Source organism: Cellulomonas wangsupingiae, from assembly GCF_024508275.1.
Lineage (GTDB): Bacteria > Actinomycetota > Actinomycetes > Actinomycetales > Cellulomonadaceae > Cellulomonas > Cellulomonas wangsupingiae.
The window spans coordinates 3,998,817-4,020,451 of sequence record NZ_CP101989.1 but is presented as its reverse complement, the minus strand read 5'-3'; the positions used below and the strand labels follow the sequence as shown (position 1 = coordinate 4,020,451).

The 21,635-nt window shown below is 74.3% G+C and carries 19 protein-coding genes; 8 read left to right on the top strand and 11 right to left on the bottom strand.

Annotation, left to right across the window (positions count from 1 at the left end):
• Window positions 1-75 precede the first annotated feature (75 nt).
• The 3 genes from NP075_RS18505 (at window position 76) to NP075_RS18495 (ending at window position 4,093) form a co-directional block, all read left to right on the top strand.
• Window positions 76-1,320 (top strand): MFS transporter, encoded by a 1,245-nt coding sequence (locus NP075_RS18505; protein ID WP_227563569.1) that lies wholly within the window; start codon window positions 76-78, stop codon window positions 1,318-1,320.
• A 204-nt stretch (window positions 1,321-1,524) separates the two neighbouring features.
• Complete coding sequence (locus NP075_RS18500; protein ID WP_227563568.1) at window positions 1,525-1,878, top strand: hypothetical protein; 354 nt, start codon at window positions 1,525-1,527, stop codon at window positions 1,876-1,878.
• A 109-nt stretch (window positions 1,879-1,987) separates the two neighbouring features.
• Window positions 1,988-4,093, top strand: coding sequence for an endo-1,4-beta-xylanase (locus NP075_RS18495; protein ID WP_227563567.1), 2,106 nt, complete (start codon window positions 1,988-1,990; stop codon window positions 4,091-4,093).
• A 29-nt stretch (window positions 4,094-4,122) separates the two neighbouring features.
• On the opposite strand, the gene NP075_RS18490 is transcribed toward NP075_RS18495, so the two are convergent.
• A complete protein-coding gene (locus tag NP075_RS18490) occupies window positions 4,123-4,929 on the bottom strand; it encodes an MBL fold metallo-hydrolase (RefSeq protein ID WP_227563566.1) in 807 nt (268 codons plus the stop codon).
• Between the two features lie 272 nt (window positions 4,930-5,201).
• On the opposite strand from NP075_RS18490, the gene NP075_RS18485 reads away from it, so the two are divergent.
• The gene (locus NP075_RS18485) at window positions 5,202-5,420 is read left to right on the top strand and encodes a hypothetical protein (RefSeq protein WP_227563565.1); all 219 of its coding nucleotides are present in this window, start codon (window positions 5,202-5,204) and stop codon (window positions 5,418-5,420) included.
• Between the two features lie 79 nt (window positions 5,421-5,499).
• Here the strand turns inward: NP075_RS18485 and NP075_RS18480 are convergent, their stop codons facing one another.
• Both NP075_RS18480 and NP075_RS18475 read right to left on the bottom strand, forming a co-directional pair.
• Window positions 5,500-7,587, bottom strand: a complete 2,088-nt coding sequence (locus tag NP075_RS18480) for a cellulase family glycosylhydrolase (protein ID WP_227563564.1) — start codon at window positions 7,585-7,587, stop codon at window positions 5,500-5,502.
• Window positions 7,588-7,822: 235 nt separating this feature from the next.
• The gene (locus tag NP075_RS18475; RefSeq protein WP_227563563.1) at window positions 7,823-9,136 is read right to left on the bottom strand and encodes an FAD-binding oxidoreductase; all 1,314 of its coding nucleotides are present in this window, start codon (window positions 9,134-9,136) and stop codon (window positions 7,823-7,825) included.
• Window positions 9,137-9,363: 227 nt separating this feature from the next.
• Between NP075_RS18475 and NP075_RS18470 the strand changes: the two genes are divergently transcribed.
• Window positions 9,364-10,554 carry a hypothetical protein gene (locus NP075_RS18470; RefSeq protein ID WP_227563562.1) on the top strand — a complete coding sequence of 397 codons (1,191 nt, stop codon included), beginning with the start codon at window positions 9,364-9,366 and terminating at the stop codon, window positions 10,552-10,554.
• Here the strand turns inward: NP075_RS18470 and NP075_RS18465 are convergent.
• The 8 genes from NP075_RS18465 to NP075_RS18430 all read right to left on the bottom strand — a co-directional run bounded on the left by NP075_RS18465 (window position 10,534) and on the right by NP075_RS18430 (window position 19,480).
• Complete coding sequence (locus tag NP075_RS18465; protein WP_227563561.1) at window positions 10,534-11,487, bottom strand: pseudouridine synthase; 954 nt, start codon at window positions 11,485-11,487, stop codon at window positions 10,534-10,536. The two genes, NP075_RS18470 and NP075_RS18465, sit on opposite strands and share 21 nt — an antisense overlap.
• A gap of 119 nt (window positions 11,488-11,606) precedes the next feature.
• Entirely contained in the window at window positions 11,607-13,028 is a 1,422-nt protein-coding gene (locus NP075_RS18460) for a glycoside hydrolase family 10 protein (protein WP_227563560.1), read from the bottom strand.
• 149 nt (window positions 13,029-13,177) lie between these two features.
• On the bottom strand, window positions 13,178-13,549 hold the full coding sequence (locus tag NP075_RS18455; protein WP_227563559.1) for a DoxX family protein: 372 nt from the start codon (window positions 13,547-13,549) through the stop codon (window positions 13,178-13,180).
• A 61-nt stretch (window positions 13,550-13,610) separates the two neighbouring features.
• On the bottom strand, window positions 13,611-14,510 hold the full coding sequence (locus tag NP075_RS18450) for an NADP-dependent oxidoreductase (protein WP_227563558.1): 900 nt from the start codon (window positions 14,508-14,510) through the stop codon (window positions 13,611-13,613).
• A gap of 110 nt (window positions 14,511-14,620) precedes the next feature.
• On the bottom strand, window positions 14,621-15,658 hold the full coding sequence (locus NP075_RS18445; RefSeq protein ID WP_227563557.1) for a magnesium and cobalt transport protein CorA: 1,038 nt from the start codon (window positions 15,656-15,658) through the stop codon (window positions 14,621-14,623).
• Between the two features lie 116 nt (window positions 15,659-15,774).
• The gene (locus NP075_RS18440; protein ID WP_227563556.1) at window positions 15,775-16,482 is read right to left on the bottom strand and encodes a hypothetical protein; all 708 of its coding nucleotides are present in this window, start codon (window positions 16,480-16,482) and stop codon (window positions 15,775-15,777) included.
• The gene (locus tag NP075_RS18435; RefSeq protein ID WP_227563555.1) at window positions 16,475-18,772 is read right to left on the bottom strand and encodes a TPR end-of-group domain-containing protein; all 2,298 of its coding nucleotides are present in this window, start codon (window positions 18,770-18,772) and stop codon (window positions 16,475-16,477) included. The genes NP075_RS18440 and NP075_RS18435 overlap by 8 nt, the downstream gene beginning before the upstream one ends.
• A 51-nt stretch (window positions 18,773-18,823) precedes the next feature.
• Window positions 18,824-19,480 (bottom strand): helix-turn-helix domain-containing protein, encoded by a 657-nt coding sequence (locus tag NP075_RS18430; RefSeq protein WP_227563554.1) that lies wholly within the window; start codon window positions 19,478-19,480, stop codon window positions 18,824-18,826.
• Window positions 19,481-19,538: 58 nt separating this feature from the next.
• Between NP075_RS18430 and NP075_RS18425 the strand changes: the two genes are divergently transcribed.
• The 3 genes from NP075_RS18425 (at window position 19,539) to NP075_RS18415 (ending at window position 21,624) form a co-directional block, all read left to right on the top strand.
• Window positions 19,539-20,234 (top strand): hypothetical protein, encoded by a 696-nt coding sequence (locus tag NP075_RS18425; RefSeq protein ID WP_227563553.1) that lies wholly within the window; start codon window positions 19,539-19,541, stop codon window positions 20,232-20,234.
• Between the two features lie 78 nt (window positions 20,235-20,312).
• Window positions 20,313-20,678 (top strand): DUF6223 family protein, encoded by a 366-nt coding sequence (locus NP075_RS18420; protein WP_227563552.1) that lies wholly within the window; start codon window positions 20,313-20,315, stop codon window positions 20,676-20,678.
• A 103-nt stretch (window positions 20,679-20,781) separates the two neighbouring features.
• On the top strand, window positions 20,782-21,624 hold the full coding sequence (locus tag NP075_RS18415) for an SMP-30/gluconolactonase/LRE family protein (RefSeq protein ID WP_227563551.1): 843 nt from the start codon (window positions 20,782-20,784) through the stop codon (window positions 21,622-21,624).
• Window positions 21,625-21,635: the final 11 nt, after the last annotated feature.

Sequence of the window (21,635 nt, the reverse complement as noted above, 5' to 3'; positions counted from 1 at the left end):
TGGTGGCAGCTCAGGGGCAGGATTCCGTGTGTGGGGTGGGGCGCACGGGTACTCGACGCACCCGGAGCACCCACCTTGACGCACCAGCTCGCGCCCTCGCGCGCGGACTCCCTGCCTGCTGTCCCCGCGGCCCGCCTCTCGCTGCCGGCCGCCGGCGGCCTGCCGTTCCTCGCCACCGCGCTCGTCGGCCGGATCCCCTCGTCGATGATCCAGCTGGGTCTGCTGATGTTCGTGGCCTCGTCCGGGCTCGGCGTCGGGCTCGGCGGCGCGACCGTCGCGGCCGTGGGCATCGGCACGGCCGTCGGCGCCCCGCTGGTGGGGCGCAGCGTCGACCGGTGGGGGCCGCTGCCCGTCGTCGCGGTGGCCACGGCCGTGCAGGTGGTCGGGCTGCTCGCCGTCCTGGTGGTCACCACGCGAGGCGCCGGCACGTGGGCCCTGGTGGCGTGCGCCGCGGTGGTCGGGGCGGCGAACCCGCAGATCGGGTCCATCGCCCGGTCGCGGTGGTCGCACCTCGCCCGGCGCAGCGCGAGCCCGGACCTCGTCCGCCGCGCACTGGGGTACGAGGTGGCGGCCGACGAGGTCGGGTTCATCGTCGGGCCCGTGGCGGCCGGTCTGCTGGTGGCGGTGCTCGGCCCGGTGCCGGCGCTCTGGGTCCTCGTCGGCTTCGCCGTGGCCGGGCAGGGCGCGTTCGCGGTGCACCTGTGGGCCGACCGGGCGCAGTGGCCGCGACGCACCGCCCCGGGCGCCGGAGCCGGCCACCCCGTCGCGCGGCTGCACCTGGGTCCGCTGGTCGCGCCGATGCTCGCCTGCCTCGCGGTCGGGGCCGCGTTCGGCGCGACGCAGACGGGCCTGACCGCCGTCAACGCCGCACGCGGCACCGAGGAGCTGACCGGCCTGGTCTACGCGTGCGCCGGCGTCGGCAGCGCGATCGCGAGCCTGGCGATCTCCCGGGTGGTCCGCCGCGGCAGCATCGCCGTGCGCGTCGTCGCCGGGGGAGCGGCGGTGCTCGCCGGTGCGCTGGGCCTCGCGACGCTCCCGGGCGCGTGGGGTGCGGCGACGTACGCGCTCGTCCTGGGCGTCGGTGCCGGGACGCTGCTCGTCAGCAGCTACGCGCGTGCCGAGCAGGTGGCGCCGCCCGGGCTCGTCGCGTCGACCATGGCGCTGATGGCCACCGCGCTGGTGCTCGGGGTCTCCGCGGGCGCGGCGGGCAGCGGTGCGCTCGCGGGCTCCCTGTCGCACGCGTTCTGGCCCGCCGCCGCGGCGGGCGTCCTGGGGATCTGCGCGGGGGTGGCGCTGCGCACGGGACGTCGTCCCGCCTGACGGGGACGCCGACCGGGTCCCGCTCGGTGACGGCGGTGGGGCCCCCGCGTCGGTGACGACGTCGGCGGAACCGGGACGGTTCGGACCGCGAGGGGTGTGCAGGGCGCTACGGTGGGCGCGGCTCGCAGCACGTCGACGACGCAGGCGCGGGCCGGTGCCCGCGCACCTGCGCGCACCTGTGCCGGACGTGGACGGAGCGAGCCCGTGGTGACGACCGACAACCCGGTCCGGGAGCAGGGGGCCGTCCGGTGGCGGCGCGGCGTGCTGCTGCTGGGACTGGTCCAGGTGGCGGTCCTCGTGCCGGTCGTCCTCGCGCCACGGGCGGTGCCGTCCCTCCTGGCCGTCCTGCCGGTCCTCGGGCTCACCCTTGTCGTGGCGGGCGCCCGTGAGCGGGCTCCGGGCCGGTGGTGGTTCGCGCTCGCACCGGCCGCCGCGCTCGTCGTCACGACGGTCGTGCTCGGCGCGTCCGTCCTGGCGGCGAGCCCCTGGTGGCTCGTCGGGGCGCTCGCGGCCGGGGTCCCGGCGGTGGTCGTCGCGGTGACCTCCCGGACCCCTTGACACCCCCCGCCCGGCGCCCGCTAGGTTCGGAAGGGTTCTCGTAGAGAACGTTTGCCAACGCCGACCCCCTGCGCAGCGCGGCGCGGGGGAGTGCCCTGGAGGGATCCCCATGTCGGGTTCACGACCGGACGCCACGACGACCCCAGGGACGAGGCCGTCCCGCGGCGCCCGCCCGGGGAGGGGGGCCACCCGCCCCGCCCTCGCCACCCTGCTCGCGGGACTGCTGACGGTCACCGCGCTGGGGCCCGCCCACGCGGCCGTCGCGGCCGAGCCGGAGCTGCCGCCCACCGGGCAGACCTTCGAGCACTACCCGCCGATGAAGGACGTCTACGAGGACTACTTCTCGTTCGGCATCTTCGGCGCCGGTGAGGTCGAGGGCCTGCTGTACAACTACGCCTCCTACACCCCGGGCAACGAGATGAAGCCCGAGAGCACCCAGCGGGACAAGGGCGTGTTCACGTTCGACCCGGCCGAGGCGGCGTTCGCGCGGTACACGACGCGCAACCCGGACCTCGACCTGTACGGCCACACCCTGGCGTGGCACTCCCAGACGCCCACCTGGATGTGGGACGCGCCGCCGGCCCGGTTCGACCAGCCCGGCACGTTCGACCGCACGGTCGCGCTCGACAACCTCAACACCCACATCGAGAACGTGCTCGGCCACTTCGGGGGCCGGCTCGTGGCGATCGACGTGGTGAACGAGGCCGTCGGCACCGCGAACCCCGCCGACTGGCGCGCCTCGCTGGCCAAGGGCGAGGGCTGGTACCAGGCGCTGGGCGCCGACTGGGTGGAGCTCGCGTTCCTCAAGGCGGCCGAGGTGGTCGACGCCCACGGCTGGGACGTCAAGCTCACGTACAACGACTTCGGGCTGGACTCCCCGGCCAAGGCGCGCGTGGTCTACGAGATGGTCAAGGACATCAACGAGCGCCACGCCGGCGTGCGCCCGGACGGCAAGCCGCTGATCGAGGTCATCGGCATGCAGGGGCACTACAACCTGGCCACGGACGTCGCGAACGTCGAGGACAACATCAAGCTCTTCGCGACGTTGGGGAACGTCGAGGTCCACGTCACCGAGATGGACATCGCCCTGCCGCCCGGCGAGCTGACGCCGGAGAACGAGAACAACCAGGGCATGAAGTACGCCGAGCTGTTCCAGATCTACCGCGACCACGCGGCCGGCCCGGGCAACACGACGGACAACCCGAAGGTCGTCGCCGCCGTGAAGCTCGCGGGCGTCCGCGACGTGCGCACCGGCTGGAAGGGCGGCGAGTTCGCCATGCCCTACGACTACGACGGCAGGGCCAAGCTCGCGCTGCTCGGCATCCTCTACCCCGAGCAGTTCCTCGCCACCCACGAGTACATCGACACGACGGGCGGCGAGGAGCGCCCCCCGGTCCCGGGCGTCCACGTCTTCGACACCTCCGCCGGCGACTCCTGGAGCGGCGCCAACATCGTCCTGGGCGACGACGCGTCCGCCTGGCCGTGGTCCACCACCGACGACGGTGAGGTGGCCTTCCGGCCCGAGCCGGGTGCGACGTACCGCGTCGCGGTGAACTACACCGCCAAGGGCACCACGGCGATCCGCGTCCGGTGGCTCAAGGACAACTCCAACGGCGGGTACACGACGGCCGACGGCGCCCTGGTCAACGCCCACCCGTACGCCGCCGACCAGGTCGCCACGCAGCTGCCCGCGTACTTCAACAGCGGCATGGTCAACATGGGCAGCTACACGCTGGTCAGCGAGATCACCTTCGACGGGTCGCAGCCGGCCGAGGGCCTGGTCGGCAACATCGGCATCCGGGGTGGCGCGGGCGGCAACGCCTTCTCGATCAACGCGATCACGGTCGAAGAGGTCACCGACGCCGGCGACGAGCTGCTGGTGAGCTGGCCGCAGGGGATCGCCGAGCCCGAACCCGAGCCGTCCGTGCCGCCCGCGACGACGCTGACCTACCAGGGCACCAACTGGGTGACCGTGTCGCTCGACGCCCAGGTCACGGCGCCGGCCATCCTCGCCCGCACCGAGTACCGGGTCGACGGCGGCGCGTGGAGCGCCTACGACGGTCCGTTCCGGCTCAAGCGGGCCGACCGGCAGACGCTCGGCTACCGCAGCGTGGACTCGACGGGCGCGGTCGAGGAGGAGCGGTGCGTGACCTTCGGGCCGGGCGGCGGCAAGGTCGACGTCGTCGTCGCGCCGGACGAGGTCTGCGGCGCCTGACCCGCGACGGGGGCGGCGGCGCGGCGGGGTCAGCGACCCAGCCGCTCCGCCTGCCACTGGTGGATCCCGGTGACCCACTGCCATCCCTCCGGCGCGGACGACCCGATGCGGGGGTCGTCGGGGTCCGTGCCGTCGCGCAGGGCGTGCACGTAGGCCCGGTCGAGGGCGATGCGGGCGCCGATCGCGGGGCCACGGGCGACGGTCCCGTGCCCAGGGACGGCGACGTCCGCGTCGGCGGCCACCGCCTCGAGGAGGTCGAGGGCGGCGAGGTACTCCTCGACCGGGTCGCCGTCGGAGTCCAGGTCCAGCATGGGGACGAAGACGTCGGACAGCATGTCGCCCGCCGCCAGGACCCCCTGCTCCTCGACGAGCAGGGCGGCGTGCCCGGGTGCGTGCGCGCGGTGCTCGGCCACGCGGACGCGCGGCCCGTCCCACGGCAGGTGCGTCGTCCCGTCCGGCAGCGAGGTCAGCAGCCCGAGCCGCTCCAGGGGGACCTGCCCGTGGATCTCGGGCGGCAGGTGCTCGGCGATGCGGACGATCGTCTGCGGGTCGCGCAGCAGCCGGGCCATGGTGTCGGCGGCCCGGCCGGTCGCGTAGCGCGGCGCGTCCCCGAGCGCCGGCCGCCACAGCACGTGGTCCCAGTCCGGGTGCGTCGAGAAGGCGACGACCGCGGCCGTGCCGCGCGCGGCGAGGTCGGCCGCCAGGCAGTCGATCTCGCCGCTCGTCACGCCGGGGTCCACCAGCAGCGCAGCCGCCCCACCTTCGACGATCACGGCGTTGCTGAGGACGAACCCGCTCGTGTGCACGTGCGTGGTGTCCGCGACCTGGGTGAGCATGGCGACTCCTTTGCGCGGTACCGAGGCTCCTGGTGGAGTGCTCCTGTCTGTCGACCCCCGGGGGTGCGTTCACTCATCGGGGTCGACGTCCTCCCGCACCGGCGGACGGGCGAGGGTGCTTCCCCTCGCGCGACCTGCCCGGTTGTACCGACACCGCGTCGACAGAGCGCGGGCCGGCTCGCGTGACGCGCCGTCCGCGCGACAACGGTCGGTGACGGTCGTCCGCCCAGGCGGACGCCGCGCGCTTCGTCGAGCTCTACGGCGACGCCGTCGTGGGGACCGTGGAGGTGACGCTCGTCGTCGCGACGACGCCGTGGCGCTCGGTCGTGGGACGGGTGCTCCTGCCAGGGGCGTCCTTCGAGCGGACGTGGACCGCACCGACGTCGACCCTCGACGCCGGCCACGTGAGCGTCACGGGCGTCAAGATCGCCTCCTGGCAGCCCGCGAGCACGACGTACGAGGCCGGTCACACGGGCGCGACCTGCGGCTGAGCCGGACGGCGGCGCCGGAGCACCGGTCCCTGCGGGGGCCGGTGCTCCGACCGTGGGTCCGACAGAGGCTCCGCCTGCGTCAGGCGGGAGCACCGACCACGGACGTGCCGGACCGGGTGATCACGTACGTCACCTGCTCACCGCTCCAGAAGTGGAACGTCAGGGTGACCTGCCCGTCCCGGACCTCGTTGAAGAACTCCGGCGTCAGCAGGATGGTCCCGGCGTCGACATCGGGCCGGAAGCTGCTCCAGAACTCCTTGTACGAGGTCCACGAGGCCGGCCCGGCGTTCGAGCCGTCGTCGTAGCGGGCCTCCATGGTCGCCAGCGTGTCCCCGCGGAACTGCGTGGGGATGGCGAACGAGCCGGTGGTGCCGGTCGCGGCCCCCAGGACCGGGGTGTCCGCGGTGATGATGCTGATCTCCCAGGGCACGCCCTGGGAGAACCGGGCCTCGACGGTGGCGTTGACGCCGTGCTGCCGCGCTCCGGCGAGCCGGCTCAGCGCCGAGGCGGTCAGGGCCAGCACGTCGCCGTCGAGGGTGTAGTCGGTCCCGCGGGTGAGGTCCTCCCCACCGTGCCGCAGCCCCTGGAACGACGTGCCGTTGAGATTCAGCGTGAGCGACGCGGCCGTGAGGGCGCCGTCGGCGGGCAGGTACACCTGGTCCGACGACGCCGTGCCGGAGCGCTCGGTCCAGCTCGACCGCATCATCGCGTGCACGCCCGCGTCCCTCCACCGCAGGGTGCTGCGGTCGAGGAACTGACCGGCGTCCCACACCATCGTCGTCAGGCCGCGGGTGCGCGCGTGGTACCCGACCGCCTCGAGGTACTTGAGGAACTCGCCGCGCTGGATGATCCCCGGACGGGTGTGGTCCCAGGCGAGCAGCGCCCACTCGCCGATGACGACGGGGATGTCCCGCTCGACGAACGTGCTGGTCACGCGGTCGAACGAGCTGACCAGATCCTGCTCCACCTCGCTGCTGTACCGGGTGCCCCCGGCGATGTTCACGCTGAAGGGCCACCACCCGTAGAAGTGGACGGTCGCGGCGATGTTCGGGTCGTCGAGATCCTCGATGGTCTCGGCCAGCGCGTCCAGGCGCGGCTGCTCGCTGCTCGTGTGCAGGGTCGGCAGGACGAGCAGCCGGGTCGCGTTGCCGCCCCCGGTGCTGCGCACCCGCTCGACGAAGTCGGCGTTGAGCTCCTGCACGAAGACGTCACCCTGCTCGTCCGGGGTGTCGGTGAACTGCGGCTCGTTGATGCTCTCGAGCACCAGCCTCGACGAGCGGTCGCGGAACGTCGTGGCCAGCTGGTCCCACAGGGCCCGGTACCGCGCCAGGACGGCGGCCTCGTCGGTCGGGTACGAGTCGGCCCACTCCCAGGAGTCGTGGTGGAGGTTGAGCATCACGTAGAAGCCCTCGTCGAGGGACCAGTCGACGATCTGCTCGACCCGGGCCAGCCACGCCGGGTCGATCGTGTGGTCGGGTGCGGGCCCGAAGTGGCCGTTCCAGGTCACCGGGATCCGGATGCTGTTGTAGCCCTCCGAACGGACGTGGCGCAGCAGCTCCCGGGTCGTCAGCGGGTTGCCCCACGCCGTCTCGTCGGGGATCGCGTCGAGGGTGTTGCCGAGGTTCCAGCCCGGCTGCATCGCGGCGACGGTCGCCATGGCGTCGAGCGGTACGGACGTCGGCGTGGGCCTCGGCGTGACGGTGGGCCTCGGCGTCACGCTCGGCGACGGTGTCACGCTCGGCGTCGGTGAGGTGGTTGGTGACGGGGACCCACCGGGCTGCCCGGTGCACGCGACGCCGTTGAGGGTGAACGCGGTCGGCGGAGCGTTGCTGCCGGTCCAGGAGCCGTTGAACCCGAACGAGACCGTCGCGCTCGTCGCCAGGGCGGCGTTGTAGCTCGCGGCCGTCGCGACGACCCGGTCGCCTGACGTGGTGGTCGTCGCGTTCCACGCCTGCGTCACCCGCTGGCCCGACGGGAACGTCCAGGCCACCTGCCAGCCGTTGATCGGGTCGCCGAGGTTGGTGACCTTGACGTCGGCGGTGAAGCCGCCCGGCCACTGCGCCGGCGTCGTGTAGTCGACGCGGCACCCCGCGGCGGCGGCCGCGCCGACTGCGGTCATGGCACCACCGAGCAGGATCGCGGCCAGGAGGCCGACGATCACGGTCACGCGCGTCCGTGCTCGTCCCGGGTGTCGAGCAGTGGTCACGGGGTCCCCCTCGCCGCCTCTGGCGCCCGACCTGTCGTGGCGAACGTTCACAAGCGCCTGACGCCCGAGACTGGCACGCCGTCCGCCGAGCGGCACGGCGCAAAACGATTCGTCGGGCCGGCCCTCTCACGTCGGATGGCACGCCGGAGCCGACGGCCGACGGGTCCTGCCCGAGGACCAGGCGTGCGTGGACCCCTCAGGCGGGTGGCACGTTCTGGTTGAGACGGAAGACGTTGTCCGGGTCCCAGGCCGACTTGACCTGCCGGAGGCGCGCGTACGTGGCGGCGCCGTACGCCCGGCGCACGCCGTCGGCCCCCTCGGCGCCGAGCGCGTTGACGTACACGCCGACGCTCCACGGCTCGATCGTCGCGGCCAGTCGACGGCACGTCGCGACGTTCCGCTCGTCCTCGGCCGGGTCCTGCCACCTGGCGCCCACGTCGTACTCGAACCACGCGTCGCGGTGCGCGAAGGCCGTGGTCCCGGGGTCGACGTCCGCGACGGCGCCGCCGTACGCGACGAGGCTGGCCCGGCCCACGTCGGCCCCGGCGTGGGCGAGGAACGCCTCGAGCCCGGCGTCGGGCAGCTCACGGACGAAGTGGCTCTTGGCGTAGCGCCGGTAGCCGTGCGCCGTCGGGACGTCGGACTGTGCCTGCAGGTCGAGGTAGCTCAGCGGCGTGACGCGTCGGGCCAGCTGGGGGCCGAGCGCGTCGAGCCGCCCGAGCCACGGTGCCGCGTCGGCGGGTGGGCCCACCCAGACGAAGCCGAGCGTGAGCGGGCCGTGGGCGGACACGTCCGCGACGTGGGTGGCGCGGCGTGGGGACTCCTGCGCGAGGGCCAGCCAGGTCCCCAGCGCGTCGAGCCCGTCCGCCGGGTCGAGGTCGATCCCGGCCGTGAGCGCCTGCGTGCCCACGTCGTGCAGCCGGAGGTCGAAGCGCGTGACGATGCCGAAGTTGCCGCCGCCGCCGCGCAGCGCCCAGAAGAGGTCGGGGTGCTCCTCGGCCGTCGCACGGACGAGGTCGCCGTCAGCGGTCACCACCTCGTACCCGAGTGCGTTGTCGCAGGTCAGGCCGATCTGGCGGGAGAGCCAGCCGACTCCGCCCCCGAGCGCCAACCCGCCGATGCCGGTGTGCGACACGATCCCGGCGGGCGTCCCGAGCCCGTACGGCTGCGTCGCCGCGTCGAGCGCCCCGAGCAGCGCCCCGCCCTGCACGTGCGCGGTGCGGGCCCCCGGGTCCACGACGACACCCTGCATCCGGGACAGGTCGACCATGAGCCCGCCCTCCGGCACCCCCCACCCCGCGGCGCTGTGGCCACCGCCCCGCACCCCCAGGGGAAGCCCCAGCTCGCGGGCCGCGCGCACGGCGGCGCGCACGTCGTCGGTGCCGGCGCACCGGACGATGTACGCCGGCCGGCGGTCGACGGCGCCGTTCCACACCGCGCGGGCGGCGTCGTACCCGGGGGAGTCGGGGGTGAGGACCTCGCCCTCGAAGGTGGGCAACTGCCCGATCATGGACATACCACCACTCTGCCGACGGGCCGCAGTCCTGCCAAGGGATTACGGAAGAGTCCCGGCAGCATGACCTCCGGGGGACTTTCCGGCCGCCCGAGGTCGGCCGGCGAGGCGCGACCCGGGGTCACCGCCCAGCGCGCCGGGGCGCCGGCGTCCACGGCCGTGCCGAGACCACGGGAGGATCGATGACGGAGGAGTCCAGGTCAGCAGCGCGCAGGGCGCGAGGCATGCCGCCTCCGGACGGCGTGCCGCCGACCGCCGGCGGGCGCGTCCTGCGGCTCCTGACCGGCGGTCGGCTGCGCCCCCAGAAGCGGCAGCGCGCACGTCGACGCCTGAATCCCACAGAGCTCCGCCTCAGGTCGTTCGTCCTGTGGGGCGTCGCCGGTAGCTTCGGCTTCCCCCTGGCCGCCCTGGCTGTCGGATGGATGGCGTACACGCGGCCTGGCGCGGTCTCGGAACAGAGGTGGGACCTGTTCTGGGACTGGGCCGCGTCGCACCGGTGGGCAGCGGGGCAGATCGACGTCCTGACCCTCCTGGCCACGACCGCCCTCACCCTGTTCCTCGCGACGCAGGTCGGCTCGGCCGTCTCCGGTACCCGGGACGACTCCTCGGCAGCCCAGACCGTGGGGCTGGAGGTCCTGACGAGCCTGGTCTGTGCAGGCGCCGCGATCATGGCGTGGATGGCGTTCCCCGGCCTTGCCGCTGATTCGGGCAGTCACCCGCTGGGCGTGGCGGTGGGCGTGTCCGTGCCTCTCCTCTGCACGTGGTTGTCGGCGTTCATCCGACCGTCGCCAGAGAGCATCGACCTCGTCCGAGCGCGCGCGACCAGCCAGTTCGACGATCTCGATCGTCTGCTGATGGGGTTCCGGTCCGAGCTCCCGGCCCATCCGGACGGGCGCCCGATCGGCAGCGGGGCGCGAGACGGGCGGTGGATCCGGCGCAGCCTCTCGGTCGAGGCTCTGCTCGTCGGGGTCGTGGCGGTGTGCGGGATCCACCTCGTGGCGTTCCTCACCGACGGATGGAACGCCTCGGTCACGAACGTCGCGCTCGCATCGGCCGGCCTCGGAGCGATGAGCGCGCTGGTCTACGTCGGGTGCGCCGTGCAGCTGTCGGAGCTGTACGTGTCACGGCTTCTCGACAGCCGTTGGGTCACGGGGTTGTTCCTCGTCTTCGTCATGGCCGAGCTCATGCTGCTGGCACTCGTCGCCGTCGGCATGTGGCGGGGTGCGGGAGCCGTCGGAGGCGTCCTGTTCGCGATCGTCTTCGCGATGCCCGGGTGCCTCGCGGTGCTCCGTCGGCTGTCGCCCGTGATGCAGGCACGTGCGTACCGCGAGGTGCGTCGACGCGCGGTGAACGTGTGGAGGCTGCGTCGCAGAGGTGGCACTTCCCTGGTCACACTAGGGGGCACGTCTCTCTGACGAGCCGCTGGCCACCTGCGCGGCAAGCGGCAGCTCGCGCACGCTCCGGAACTCCCGCCGGCGCCCGTCGACCGGGTCGGTGAACGCGAGCTCGGCGGCGAGCAGCTGCAGCGGGTCGCGGAAGTCGTCCACCGCGACGTCGCGCACCACCGGGTACAGCGGGTCGCCGACGATCGGGATGCCCAGGCCGGCGAGGTGCAGGCGCAGCTGGTGCGTGCGGCCCGTGCGCGGCGTCAGGCGGTAGACCCCCCGTCCGTCGACCTCGCGCTCGAGCTCGACGCGGGTCTCGGCGTTCGGTGGGGCACCGGGCACGACCTGCGCGCACGGCGTGCCGCGCTCCTTGTGGAGGTGGTTGCGCACCGTCGTCGGCAGCTCGAGGTCCGCACGCAGCGGTGCGAGCGCCCGGTACGTCTTGTCGACGGCCCGACGCTCGAACGCCGTCTGGTACGCGCCCCGCCACCGCTGCTCGGTCGCCAGCAGGAGCAGCCCCGACGTGATCCGGTCGAGGCGGTGCAGCGGCGAGAGCTCCGGCAGGCCGAGCTCGGCGCGCAGCCGCACCACGACGCTCTGCACGACGTGCCGACCCCGGGGGATCGTCGAGAGGAACGGCGGCTTGTCGACCACGACGAGACGCTCGTCGCGGTGCACGACGTGGATCGCGCCCGGCACCACGGGCTCGTCGCGCAGGTCGCGGTGGAACCACACGTGCCGCGCGGGCGTGTACGGGTCGTCGTCCCGCAGCGCGCGGCCGTCCTCGTCGACGAAGCGCCGTTCGGCGAGCATCGCGGTCACGTCGACGTCCGCGCGGAGGCGGTCGCGCAGCCACGCGCCCATGGTCGGCCACGCGTCGGGGACCGTCCGGTCCCGCGGCGGGGTGCACAGGCGGGCCGGCGCCAGGCCGTGGCGTGCCGGGAGCGGGGAGCGGGGTGGCACGCGTCGATGCTACGAGGCGCCACCCCGACCGACGACGACGGCGCCGCACCGGGAAGGTGCGGCGCCGTCGTCATGCCTGGTCGGGACGAGCCCGGCCGGGACCGGTCAGGCGGAGCAGGTCAGCCGCAGCTGAGCGTGGCTGCGCCGGGCGCGCTGCCCTGACCGATGAACCCGAAGGTCGTCGACTGCCCGGCTCCGACGGAGCCGTTGTACGGCGCGTTCGTCACGGTGCTGCCCGAGAGGACGCCGTTCCACAGGTTGTTCGTCGTGACGCCGCTCGGCAGGGTGACCCGCCATCCGTTGAGCGAGGACGAGCCCGCGGACACCGTGACCGTGGCCTGGTAGCCACCGTTCCAGCTGTTCGCGATGGTCAGCGCTGCGGAGCAGGCGCCCGTCGGCGGCGGGGTGGGCGTCGGGCTCGTCGGCGGCGGGGTCGTCGGCGTCGGGCTCGTGGGCGGCGGCGTCGTCGGCGTGGGGCTGGTCGGCGGCGGCGTCGTCGGGTTCGGGGTGGCGGCGTTCAGCGTGTTGAGCACCGAGGTGTAGGCGGCCTTCTTGTTGCCGTTGCCGTCGAACAGCAGCGGGGTGCCCGAGGCGCGCCACGAGTCCGTGTCACGCACGCCCCACACCGTGATGCCGGTGCAGCGGGCGACGTTGAGGCAGGCCTGGGTCACCTTGCGGTAGCTCTCGGCCTGCGCCGAGCCGGAGCCCTCGATGTCGAGCTCGGTGATCTGCACGTCCACGCCGAGCGCGGCGAAGCTCTCGATCGTGGTCTGGTAGTTGCCCGGCACCGGGCTCTGCGGGTTGAAGTGCGACTGCAGGCCGACGCAGTCGATCGGGACGCCGCGCTGCTTGAAGTCGCGGACCATGCGGTAGACGCCCTGGGTCTTCGCGTGCGACCAGTCGTCGATGTTGTAGTCGTTGTAGCAGAGCTTGGCTGCCGGGTCGGCGGCCCGCGCGGTGCGGAAGGCGACCTCGATCCAGTCGCTGCCGCTGCGCTCCAGGTTGGAGTCGCGGCGACCGCCGGAGCTGCCGTCCGCGAACGCCTCGTTCACGACGTCCCAGGCGTAGATCTTGCCCTTGTAGTGCGTCGCGACCTGCGTGACGTGGTTGATCATCGCGCTGCGCAGGGTCGACCCCTCCATGCGCTGCATCCAGCCGGGCTGCTGCGAGTACCACGCGAGGGCGTGGCCGCGCACCTGCTTGCCGTTCTGCAGCGCCCAGTTGAGGATCCGGTCGCCGTTGGTGAAGTTGAACTGGTTCTGGTTCGGCTCCGTCGCGTCCATCTTCATCTCGTTCTCGGCCGTGATCATGTTGAACTCACGGTTGGCGATGGTCGCGTACGTCGAGTCGCTGAGTCGGTTGGCGGCGATCGCGGTACCGAAGTACCGCCCGCTCTGTGCGGCGGCTTCTTGGAGCGTCGAGCCGGCTGCCTGGGCGGGGATCGCCACGGCGGCCGACACCGCCAGCGTCAGGACCGCGACCGCGGCCGCGCACGCGCCGCGCGCGCGGGTGCCGTGTCGGAGCATCGGTGGGGGGGTCATCGTTCCTCCTTGATCAGCCGAGCACCGGGTCACCAGTGAGCCGGTCGGCGGAGGTCCACTGTCCGGCGGGGGGGTAGCTCCGTCAACGGACGTAAACGTTCAATGTTTCGGTCGGAGCTCCGACATCCCGCGCGCGGCGGCCGGTCCGCTCAGAAGGCGTACGGCCCGAAGCGTCCCCAGGCGACGAACGCCGCGAGCAGCAGCAGGACCACGTTGACGCCGATGCTCGAGTACTCCCGGCGGCGCGCGTGGACCACGGCCGCGAGGACCATCGTCACGGCGAGGGCGGTGGCGGCGACGGGGGTGAGGACCGGCGCGATGCCGGTGGCGGCGGGCAGGACGAGACCCAGGCCGCCGAGGACCTCGGCGACCCCGATGAACCGCACGACGGGCGTCGAGAAGTCGGCGACCCACGGCAGGAAGCCCTCCAGCTTCTCGCGCGGTTGGCCGGCCTTCATCGCGCCGGCGCCGACGAACGCGACGGCGAGCAGGATCTGGACGATCCACAGGGCGGTGTTCACGGGGCTCCTCGGGAGGGGGGTGGTCCGGCCGGGCGGGTCCGCCCGGCCGGCGTCGTGCGGCTCAGAAGGTGACGACGACCTTGCCGCGGGTGTGCCCGCCCTGGACGTGGGCGTGCGCGTCGGCGGCCCGGTCGGCCGGGTACGTCGCCTCCACGCGCGGGGTGTAGGCGCCGGCGGTCCCGAGCTCGGCGGCGCGGGGCAGGTCCACCGCGGCGTTCGCACCGCCCTGGACCAGGGCGACGCCGAGCGCCGCGGCGCCGAAGTCGGCGACGGTCGCCACCCGGGACGGGTCGCCCGCGATCGTCACGAGGTCGGCCAGCGACCCGGAGCCGGCGGTGTCGAGCACCGCGTCGACACCCTGCGGGGCCACGGCCGCGACGCGGTCCGCCAGTCCCGGCCCGTACGTGACGGGGACGGCGCCGAGCTCGCGCAGGTACTCGTGGTTGGCCTCGCTCGCGGTGCCGACGACCGTGGCGCCACGGGCGACGGCGATCTCGACGGCGGCCGACCCGACGCCCCCGGCCGCGCCCTCGATCAGGACGGTGCGACCGGACAGGTCCCCGAGCGCGTCCAGTCCGGCCGTCGCGGTCGCGGCGACGAGGCCCGCCGCGGCGGCCTGCGTCATCGACCAGGTGCGCGGCACGGGCGCCCACGCGGTGAGCACCGCGAGCTCGGCGGCGCCACCCTGCGCCAGCCCGAACACCGCGTCGCCGACGGACACGCCCGTCACGCCCTCGCCCACCTCGTCGACCACGCCGGCGGCGTCGCTGCCGGGCGTCGCGGGGAAGGTGACGGGCATCATCTCGTGCAGGTAGCCGGCGCGGACCTTCCAGTCGACGGGGTTGACGCTGGACCCGTGGACGCGGATGCGGACCTGCCCCGGCCCGGCGTGGGGCTCGGGTGCCTCCTCGAGGGTGAGGACCTGCGGGTCGCCGTACCTGTGGAACCGGACCGCGCGCATGACTGCCTCCTGGGCGCCCGGCCGACCCGGGCTATTACTTGACGTGGAAACCAACAGTGGCGGTGATCGCTTGCTGTGTCAAGTAACAGGCGCCGACTGCCTCCGGACCGTCAGAGCCAGCCGTTGCGGCGGAACAGGCGGTGCAGGCCCACGCACGCCGCCGTGATGACGCCGAGCACGAGGAAGTACCCGTACCGCCACCGCAGCTCGGGGATGAACTCGAAGTTCATGCCGTACACACCGGCGATCGCCGTGGGGACCAGCGCGATCGCCGCCCAGGCGGAGATCTTGCGCATGTCGCCGTTCTGGCGCAGCGCGACCTCGCTCTGCGCCACCGTCACGCGGGCGGTGTTGGCCTGCAGCACGTCGCCGAGCTGGCGCTCCACCGCCTCCACCGCGTCCGCGGCCCGCAGCAGGTGGTCCTGCACGTCGCGGAAGTAGGGGGCGGACGTCGGCGGCACGTGCGGGACGTCGCCGTCGACGAGCCGCTGCAGCGGACGGCCGAGCGGCAGCACCGCCCGGCGCACCTCCGCCGCCTCCTGCTTGAGCTTGTAGATGCGCTCCGCGTGGTTGACCTGCCCCGGCCCGAACACCCGCGCCTCGATGTCGTCCACGTCCACGTCGATCTCGCCCAGCGCCGACTCGTAGCCGTCGACGACGAGGTCCGCCGCCCGGTACAGCACCCCGGCCGGCCCGAACCCGGCCGCGGGGCCCTCGCTGCGGTCCAGCTCCTCGCGCACGCGGCGCAGCACGTCGCCCTGGCCGTGCCGCACGGTGACGACGAAGTGCTTGCCCAGGAACAGCGCGATCTCCCCGACGTCCACCACCTCGTCGTGGTCGACGTAGCGCACGGGCTTGAGCACGACGAACACCACGTCGCCGTACACCTCGAGCTTCGGGCGCTGGTGGGCCTTGACCGCGTCCTCGACCGCGAGCGCGGGCAGCCCGAACTCGCCCGCCACCTCGGCGACGTCGGCGACCGTCGGCCCTTCGAGCCCCAGCCAGACGAAGCCGCCGCTCTCGCGCGCCACGTCGCCGGCGCGCCCCAGCGGCAGGCGTCCCGGCGCGCGCCGGCCGTCGACGTAGAGCCCGCAGTCGACGACGACGCGGTCCGCGTGCCGCACGTCGTCGGCGCCTTCCACATCCACGTGCTCTCCCCTCGTCGCCGTGACCGTACCCGCACGGCAGGGCGTCCGCGTGCAGGCCGGCCCTGCCCCGCGTCGCCGACCTCGTGGTGCCAGGGCACGGGAGGCCGAGGGCGAGGTCAGACGAAGAACGCCGATGCGCCCGGTCGATGGAGGAAGAAGTCGGAGGTCAGCGCGAGCTCGGCGGTGCGGCTGCCCGTCCGGGCCCACGTCAGTGCGAGGGAGCCGCCGAGGCGCTCGATGCGCGGACCGCCGGCCAGTGTCGCGACGAGCACTCCCGACACGTCCCGCGGCATCGCCGACCGTGGCAGGACGGCGTGCTCCGCCACCTGGGCGTGGTCCACGAGCTTCTTGCCGTCCTGGCCGCTCGTGACCAGGCGGCAGCCTCCGCCCAGCCGGCGTGCTGCCGCCTGCACGGCTGCGGGGGTCAGACTCGGCGCCTTGGCCCGGCGTGGGCGGGACCGATGGAGCAGATCGAGCACCGCTGCCGTCTCGTCGCGTGCGGTGTCACGGCCGAACCGCAGGGCCGTGTCGCGGAGCGAGTCGCGGTCCGACGTGGCGCCGTGGGCGAGGTCGAGACCGTGCGTGGCCCGGTAGCGGAGGGCCCGGTCGGTGACGTCGACGGTCAGCTGCCGCAGCGTCGCGCGGCCGGCTTTCCGAGCCGGGCCCCATCCGGTGGTGACGCGGTAGGGGGTGCCGGCGCTCGGGATCGAGACGTCGACGACCGTGTCGATCCGGTGGTCCGCGGACGCGGCGAGGCCCGCCGTGACGCCGGCCTCGATGTCCTCCCACATGGTGTCCATGAAGCTCTCGAGCTCGTCAGGCATGCCCGCTCCTCCCTGTCCCCGCGGTGAGGGCCTGCCGGATCCGCACGAAACCGGGCTCGCTGCGCAGGGAGACGAGATCGGGGTCGGCGGCCAGCCAGCCTCCCGCCATCTGCTCGCTGCCGCGCCGGCTGAGCGCGGTCTCGAGGTAGGCGAGGGCCTTGCCGGAGTCGCCGCGCCGGGCGTAGTAGCACGCCAGGTTGTAGCTGGTCTGCCACCAGGACCGGTGGTCGTCCGCCTCGTGGGCGACACGTCGCAGCTCCGGGCCGCTCGGAGCAGACGCAGCCGCTCGGGCCCTCGTCCGTGCCGAGGGCGCGGGTCCGGCGGTGAGCAGACGACCGGCCCGCGTGACCCATCGCGCGCGACGCAGCCGCTCCGTCCGGCTGACCCCGTCGGCACCTCTCGCCCACAGCGTCGGGCGCTCGCTGCGCCGCAGCAGCCGGACACCTGCTGCCCACCAGGCCTGACGTCGGCCCAGCCGGGCGTAGAGGGCCTGCGACAGCGCCCAGAAGCAGCCGTACCACGTGGCAGGGGCGGTGCGGGGTGCCGTGAGGAACGCGCTCGTCCCGTCCGGTACGCCGAGCTGCCGGCAGGCGGCGCGGACCTGGCGGCCGATGCGCAGGCGGTCACGTGGAGCGAGCGTCGACCACGTGGCCTGGTCCTCCCGCTCGAGTGCGAGCATCGTGACGGCGACGGTCAGCCGGTAGACCGCGGCGAGGTAGGTGGGGTGGGCGGCCACCGCCCGCGCGTACAGCTCGAGGGCGTCGGTGCGTCGTCCGGCGAGCTCGTAGGCGTTGGCGAGCTGGACCAGCAGCACCCCGCTGGACGGCGCACGGGCGACCGCCCTCTCGAGGGCCTCGATCGTGTCGCCCGAGCCCTGCATCCACGCGGCCAGCGCCTCGGCTGTGGTCTCGGTGAACCTGTTCCACGACGGGACCCGGCTGCTCTGCCCGATGAGGCTCGCGGCTGCCCAGTAGCCCGCGATGCAGCACGCCGAGACGGCGTCGTCGGCGAAGATGGCCTTGACCCCCAGCTGGGCGCCGTTGGTGGCGTCGACGACGCGCGCCATCGCCGTCCACTGCGGCGGGGTGGGCCCGAGCGGCGCGACGTCGACCAGCGCCCGGTACCCCGTCGGGGCGTTGAGGCTGCGTTGCAGCAGCGTCAGCACGGCCTGGAGCCAGGGGATCCCCGTGGCGACGGTCTCGCTCAGGTCCGCCACCGGCCCCTTGCTGCTGCCGGGGACCGCGCGTGGCTCGCTGATGTTGCGCAGGACGGAGACGCGGAACGCCTCGCGCTGCCGGGCGTGCTCCTCGGAGTCGGACGGCGACGTCGACGTGAGCTCGATCGTCACGGGCCCCAGGTCCTGGCTCGTGCTCACACGCTCGATCCGCGTCCACGCCAGGACGGCAGCCGCCGCGAGGAGGATCCAGGCGGCGGTGCCGAACGCCACCGGAGGCCCGTCCTCGCCGGGCAGCGCGTCGTTGAGGACGGCGTCGGCGCCGGCGGCGACCGCCGTGGCGACCGGCACCTCGTCCGGTGTCGAGAACTCCGCCGCCCGTGCGTCGGCGAGGGCCTCCCGCGCGGCCGTGACCGCAGCGTCGTCGTCGTCGCGGGTCAGGACCGCCTGGCGGTGCTCCGCCAGTCGCAGCTGGACCATCGCCAGCTGGGACGCGAGACCCTCCCCGGTCGGCTCGGCGTCGCACGTCGGTCCTGCGGCGCCCGGAGCGGTCGCGCGGGCGGTCGCACACGCTGCGGCGACGGCGTCCTCCACGAGGTCCGCCGTCGACGGCTCCGGCTCCTGCTCCGGGAGGCTCTTCATCGCGGTCTCGACCTGGGTCAGGGTCGTCAGCGCGTCCGTGGCTTCCTGCAGCCGCAGGGAGGCGCGGCCGACGTCGACCAGCAGGAGGCCGACGGCGAGCAGCCCGACGACCCCGAGCAGCCGCAACGGTCCGCGGCTCCACTCGACGGCGACACCCACGAGCATGAGGGCGAGCAGGCCGACGGCGAGGAGGAACCGGTGCGCGTCGGCCAGTGGGGGCGGTGTGCCGACGGCGAGCCACACGACCAGCGGCACGGTGAGCACGGCCAGCGTCAGCGCCGTGGCCCCGGCCACGGCCTCGACGCCGTGCGCCGCGGCGAGCAGCAGTCCGCAGGCGACCGGGGCGACCAGCAGGACGACGAACGCACCGTCCGTGACCTCGGGCGACGGGGACCACAGGACGAGGACGGCGACGGCCCCGAGCGCGACGACGAGCAGCACGACGAAGAGCACGGTCGCGGTTCTCGGCGTCATCGGCGTGCCCCCTGCCCCCAGGTCTCACGCTAGCGCGCGAGGCCGCGCCCGTCAGCGGCCGCGGACGGGTGACGATGTGGCCGCCCCGAGCAGCTCGTGGACGACGACCGCGGTCCACCACTCCTCGACCTCGTCCGGCGTCCAGCCGCGCGGCCCGGTCAGGTCGGCCCAGGCCTCGAGCGTGCAGATGGCGGCGTAGCGGTCGACCGCGCGCTGCGGGTCCAGGCCGGCGCGCAGGGCACCGGGCGGCCAGGACCCGATGACCGCCAGGCGTGCGCGGTCGCCACGCCGGGCGCCCTCCCCGGCGAGCGCGCCGAGCTCCGGCTCCGCGGCTGCGGCCTCGCGCAGCGCGCGCAGGAGGTCGCCGGACCGCTCGTACAGCCGCCGGTCGAACGCCACGGCGACGGCCAGCTGGCGCGCGTGGTCGCCTTCCGCCGCCGCGAGGTCCGACGCGACCCCGTGGGGGTCGGCGGCCAGGTCCGCCGCGTCCATCAGCGCCGTGGCCAGGCCCTTCTTGTTGCCGTAGACCGCGTACACCGTGGGCACCGAGACGCCCGCGGCGGCCGCGACGTCCCGCACCGTCGTCCCCGCCCAGCCGTGCTCGACGAACGCCCGCCGCGCGGCCTCGGCGATGCGCGCCCTCGTCTCGTCGGCCTGGGCCGTGCGCAGCAGGGAGTCGTAGCGGCGCGGCGGGCGCGAATCGGGCATCTTGTCCTCTTCGGTTGAACGTGCTTCTATTCAATAGAGCCAAGTGTAGGAGGTCGAGATGACAGGGACCGTCCGGGTGAGCGGCGCGGCGGGCATCGGCTTCGTCGCCCTCCTCGTCGTCGCGAACCTGGTCCTGACGTCGGCCGGCGTCCCGCTGCCGACGGACCATCCCACGCTGCGCGAGCTCGGCGACGTGCACGCCGCCCAGGGCGACGCGCTGCGGACGGCCTCGGCCCTCATGCCTGCAGCCTGGTTGCTCGCGACCGTCTTCGCCGCCGGGCTGGCCGTCAGCGCCTGGGAACCCGCGTCGCCGGCGCGCCGCACGTGGGCGCTGGTCGGGTTCGCGGGCGTCGTGATGCAGTGCGTCACCTTCGCCGGTGCCGAGTCGGCACGGCTCGCCCTCGGGGCCGCCGCCGTCGACGGGCCGGCCGCCGTCGCCGGGCTCTGGGGCCTGCACCGCGCGTCCTTCGGGTTCAACCAGGTCTTCCTCGCCACCGCGCTGCTCGGGTTCGCCCTGAGCCGCCCGGTGCCGCGGTGGCACGCGGGCGTCGGCCTGACCGGGGCAGTACTGCTGCTCGTGTCCGCCACCCTCGCGCCGTACGGCGTGGGTGGGGCGCAGCCGCTGGCTCTCGCGGGCCTCGTCGGCTGGTTGCTCTGGCTCGTCTGGATCGCCGTCGCCGGCGTGCGCCTGCTGCGCGACCCCGGCGCGCCGCGACGGCCTGCGCAGCCCCGACCGGCACCGCGGACCGTCTGACCGACCGGGCCGTGGCGCCCGTCGCACCACCGTCGACCGACCGGCCGGCGGCGAGCACCGCACCCCGAGGAGCAGACGATGATCCCCACCCAGCTGTTCGCCTACGAGGTCGGCACCGGCCGGCTCGTCCCCACCGTCGCGGCCGTGCTGGGCGTCGTCTCCGTCGTCGCGGCCGCGACGGCGCTCGCCCGTCTGCGCCGGGGCAGCCCGGGGCGAGCGCGCGCCGCGGTCGCCGTGCTCACCGGTCTGGTCGGTGCGGCGGTCGGCGCCCTCCACGTCTCGCAGGCGGCGGGCGGGCTCGGCACCGGCAACGGCCTGGCCGGCGCCGTCCTCGCCGTGGTGCTCGGGCTGGTCGGCGCCGTCGCCGGCGGGGTCGGGCTGGCGCGCTCGCGGGCACGTCGCGCACCACACGCCGTGCCGGGAGCGGCCGCCGCGCCGCGCTGAGGCGTCGACGCCCGTCCGTGGCGGCCCCGCGCGCCGGCGTGCGTGCGGGGCGCGTCCGCGCGAGGCTCGGTCCGTCCGTCGTCCCACCCCGAGGAGCCCTCCGTTGCTGCGAGCCGAGCAGGTCACCGACGCCGTCACCTACCACGGGGAGGGTCCGTGCTGGTCACCGACGTGGGGTGGCCTGCGCTGGGTCGACATGCTGGCCGGGGACCTGCTGACGCTGCGGGACGACGGCGCGGTCGACCGCCTGCACGTGGGTGACGTCGCCGCGTTCGTGCGGCCGCGCAGCCGTGGCGGGTACGTCGTGGGGCTCGAGCGGGGGATCGGGCTGGCCGACGGCCCCGACGCGCTGCCGACGCCGCTGCCGGAGCTGTGGTCGGACACCGGCGTGCGGATGAACGAGGCCGGGTGCGACCCGTGGGGCGCGCTGTACGCCGGGTCCATGGCGTACGACGCGCACCCGGGCGGCGCGACGCTGTACCGGATCGCGCCGGACGGGCAGGTGGACGTCGTGCTGGACGACGTGACGATCTCCAACGGGATCGACTTCGCCCTGGACGGCACCCGCGCGTACTACGACGACACCGCGACGGGCCGGACGGACGTGTTCGACGTCGTCGACGGGCGCCTGACCGGCCGGCGCCCGTTCGTCGCGGGTGGCGACGAGAGCCCCGACGGGCTCGTGGTGGACTCCGCCGGCAACGTGTGGGTCGCGCTCAACGGTGACGGCCGGGTCCGTTGCCACGCGCCGTCGGGTGAGGTGCTGGCCGAGGTCGAGCTGCCGGTGCGGCTGGTCACCGCGTGCACCCTGGGCGGCCCCGACCTGCGGGACCTGTACATCACGACGTCCCGGGAGCACCTCGACGACCCGGAGCCCGAGGCGGGCGCGCTGTTCCGGGTGCGCGTCGACGTGCCCGGCCGGCCGGTGCTGCCGTACGGGGGCTGACGGCGCGCGAC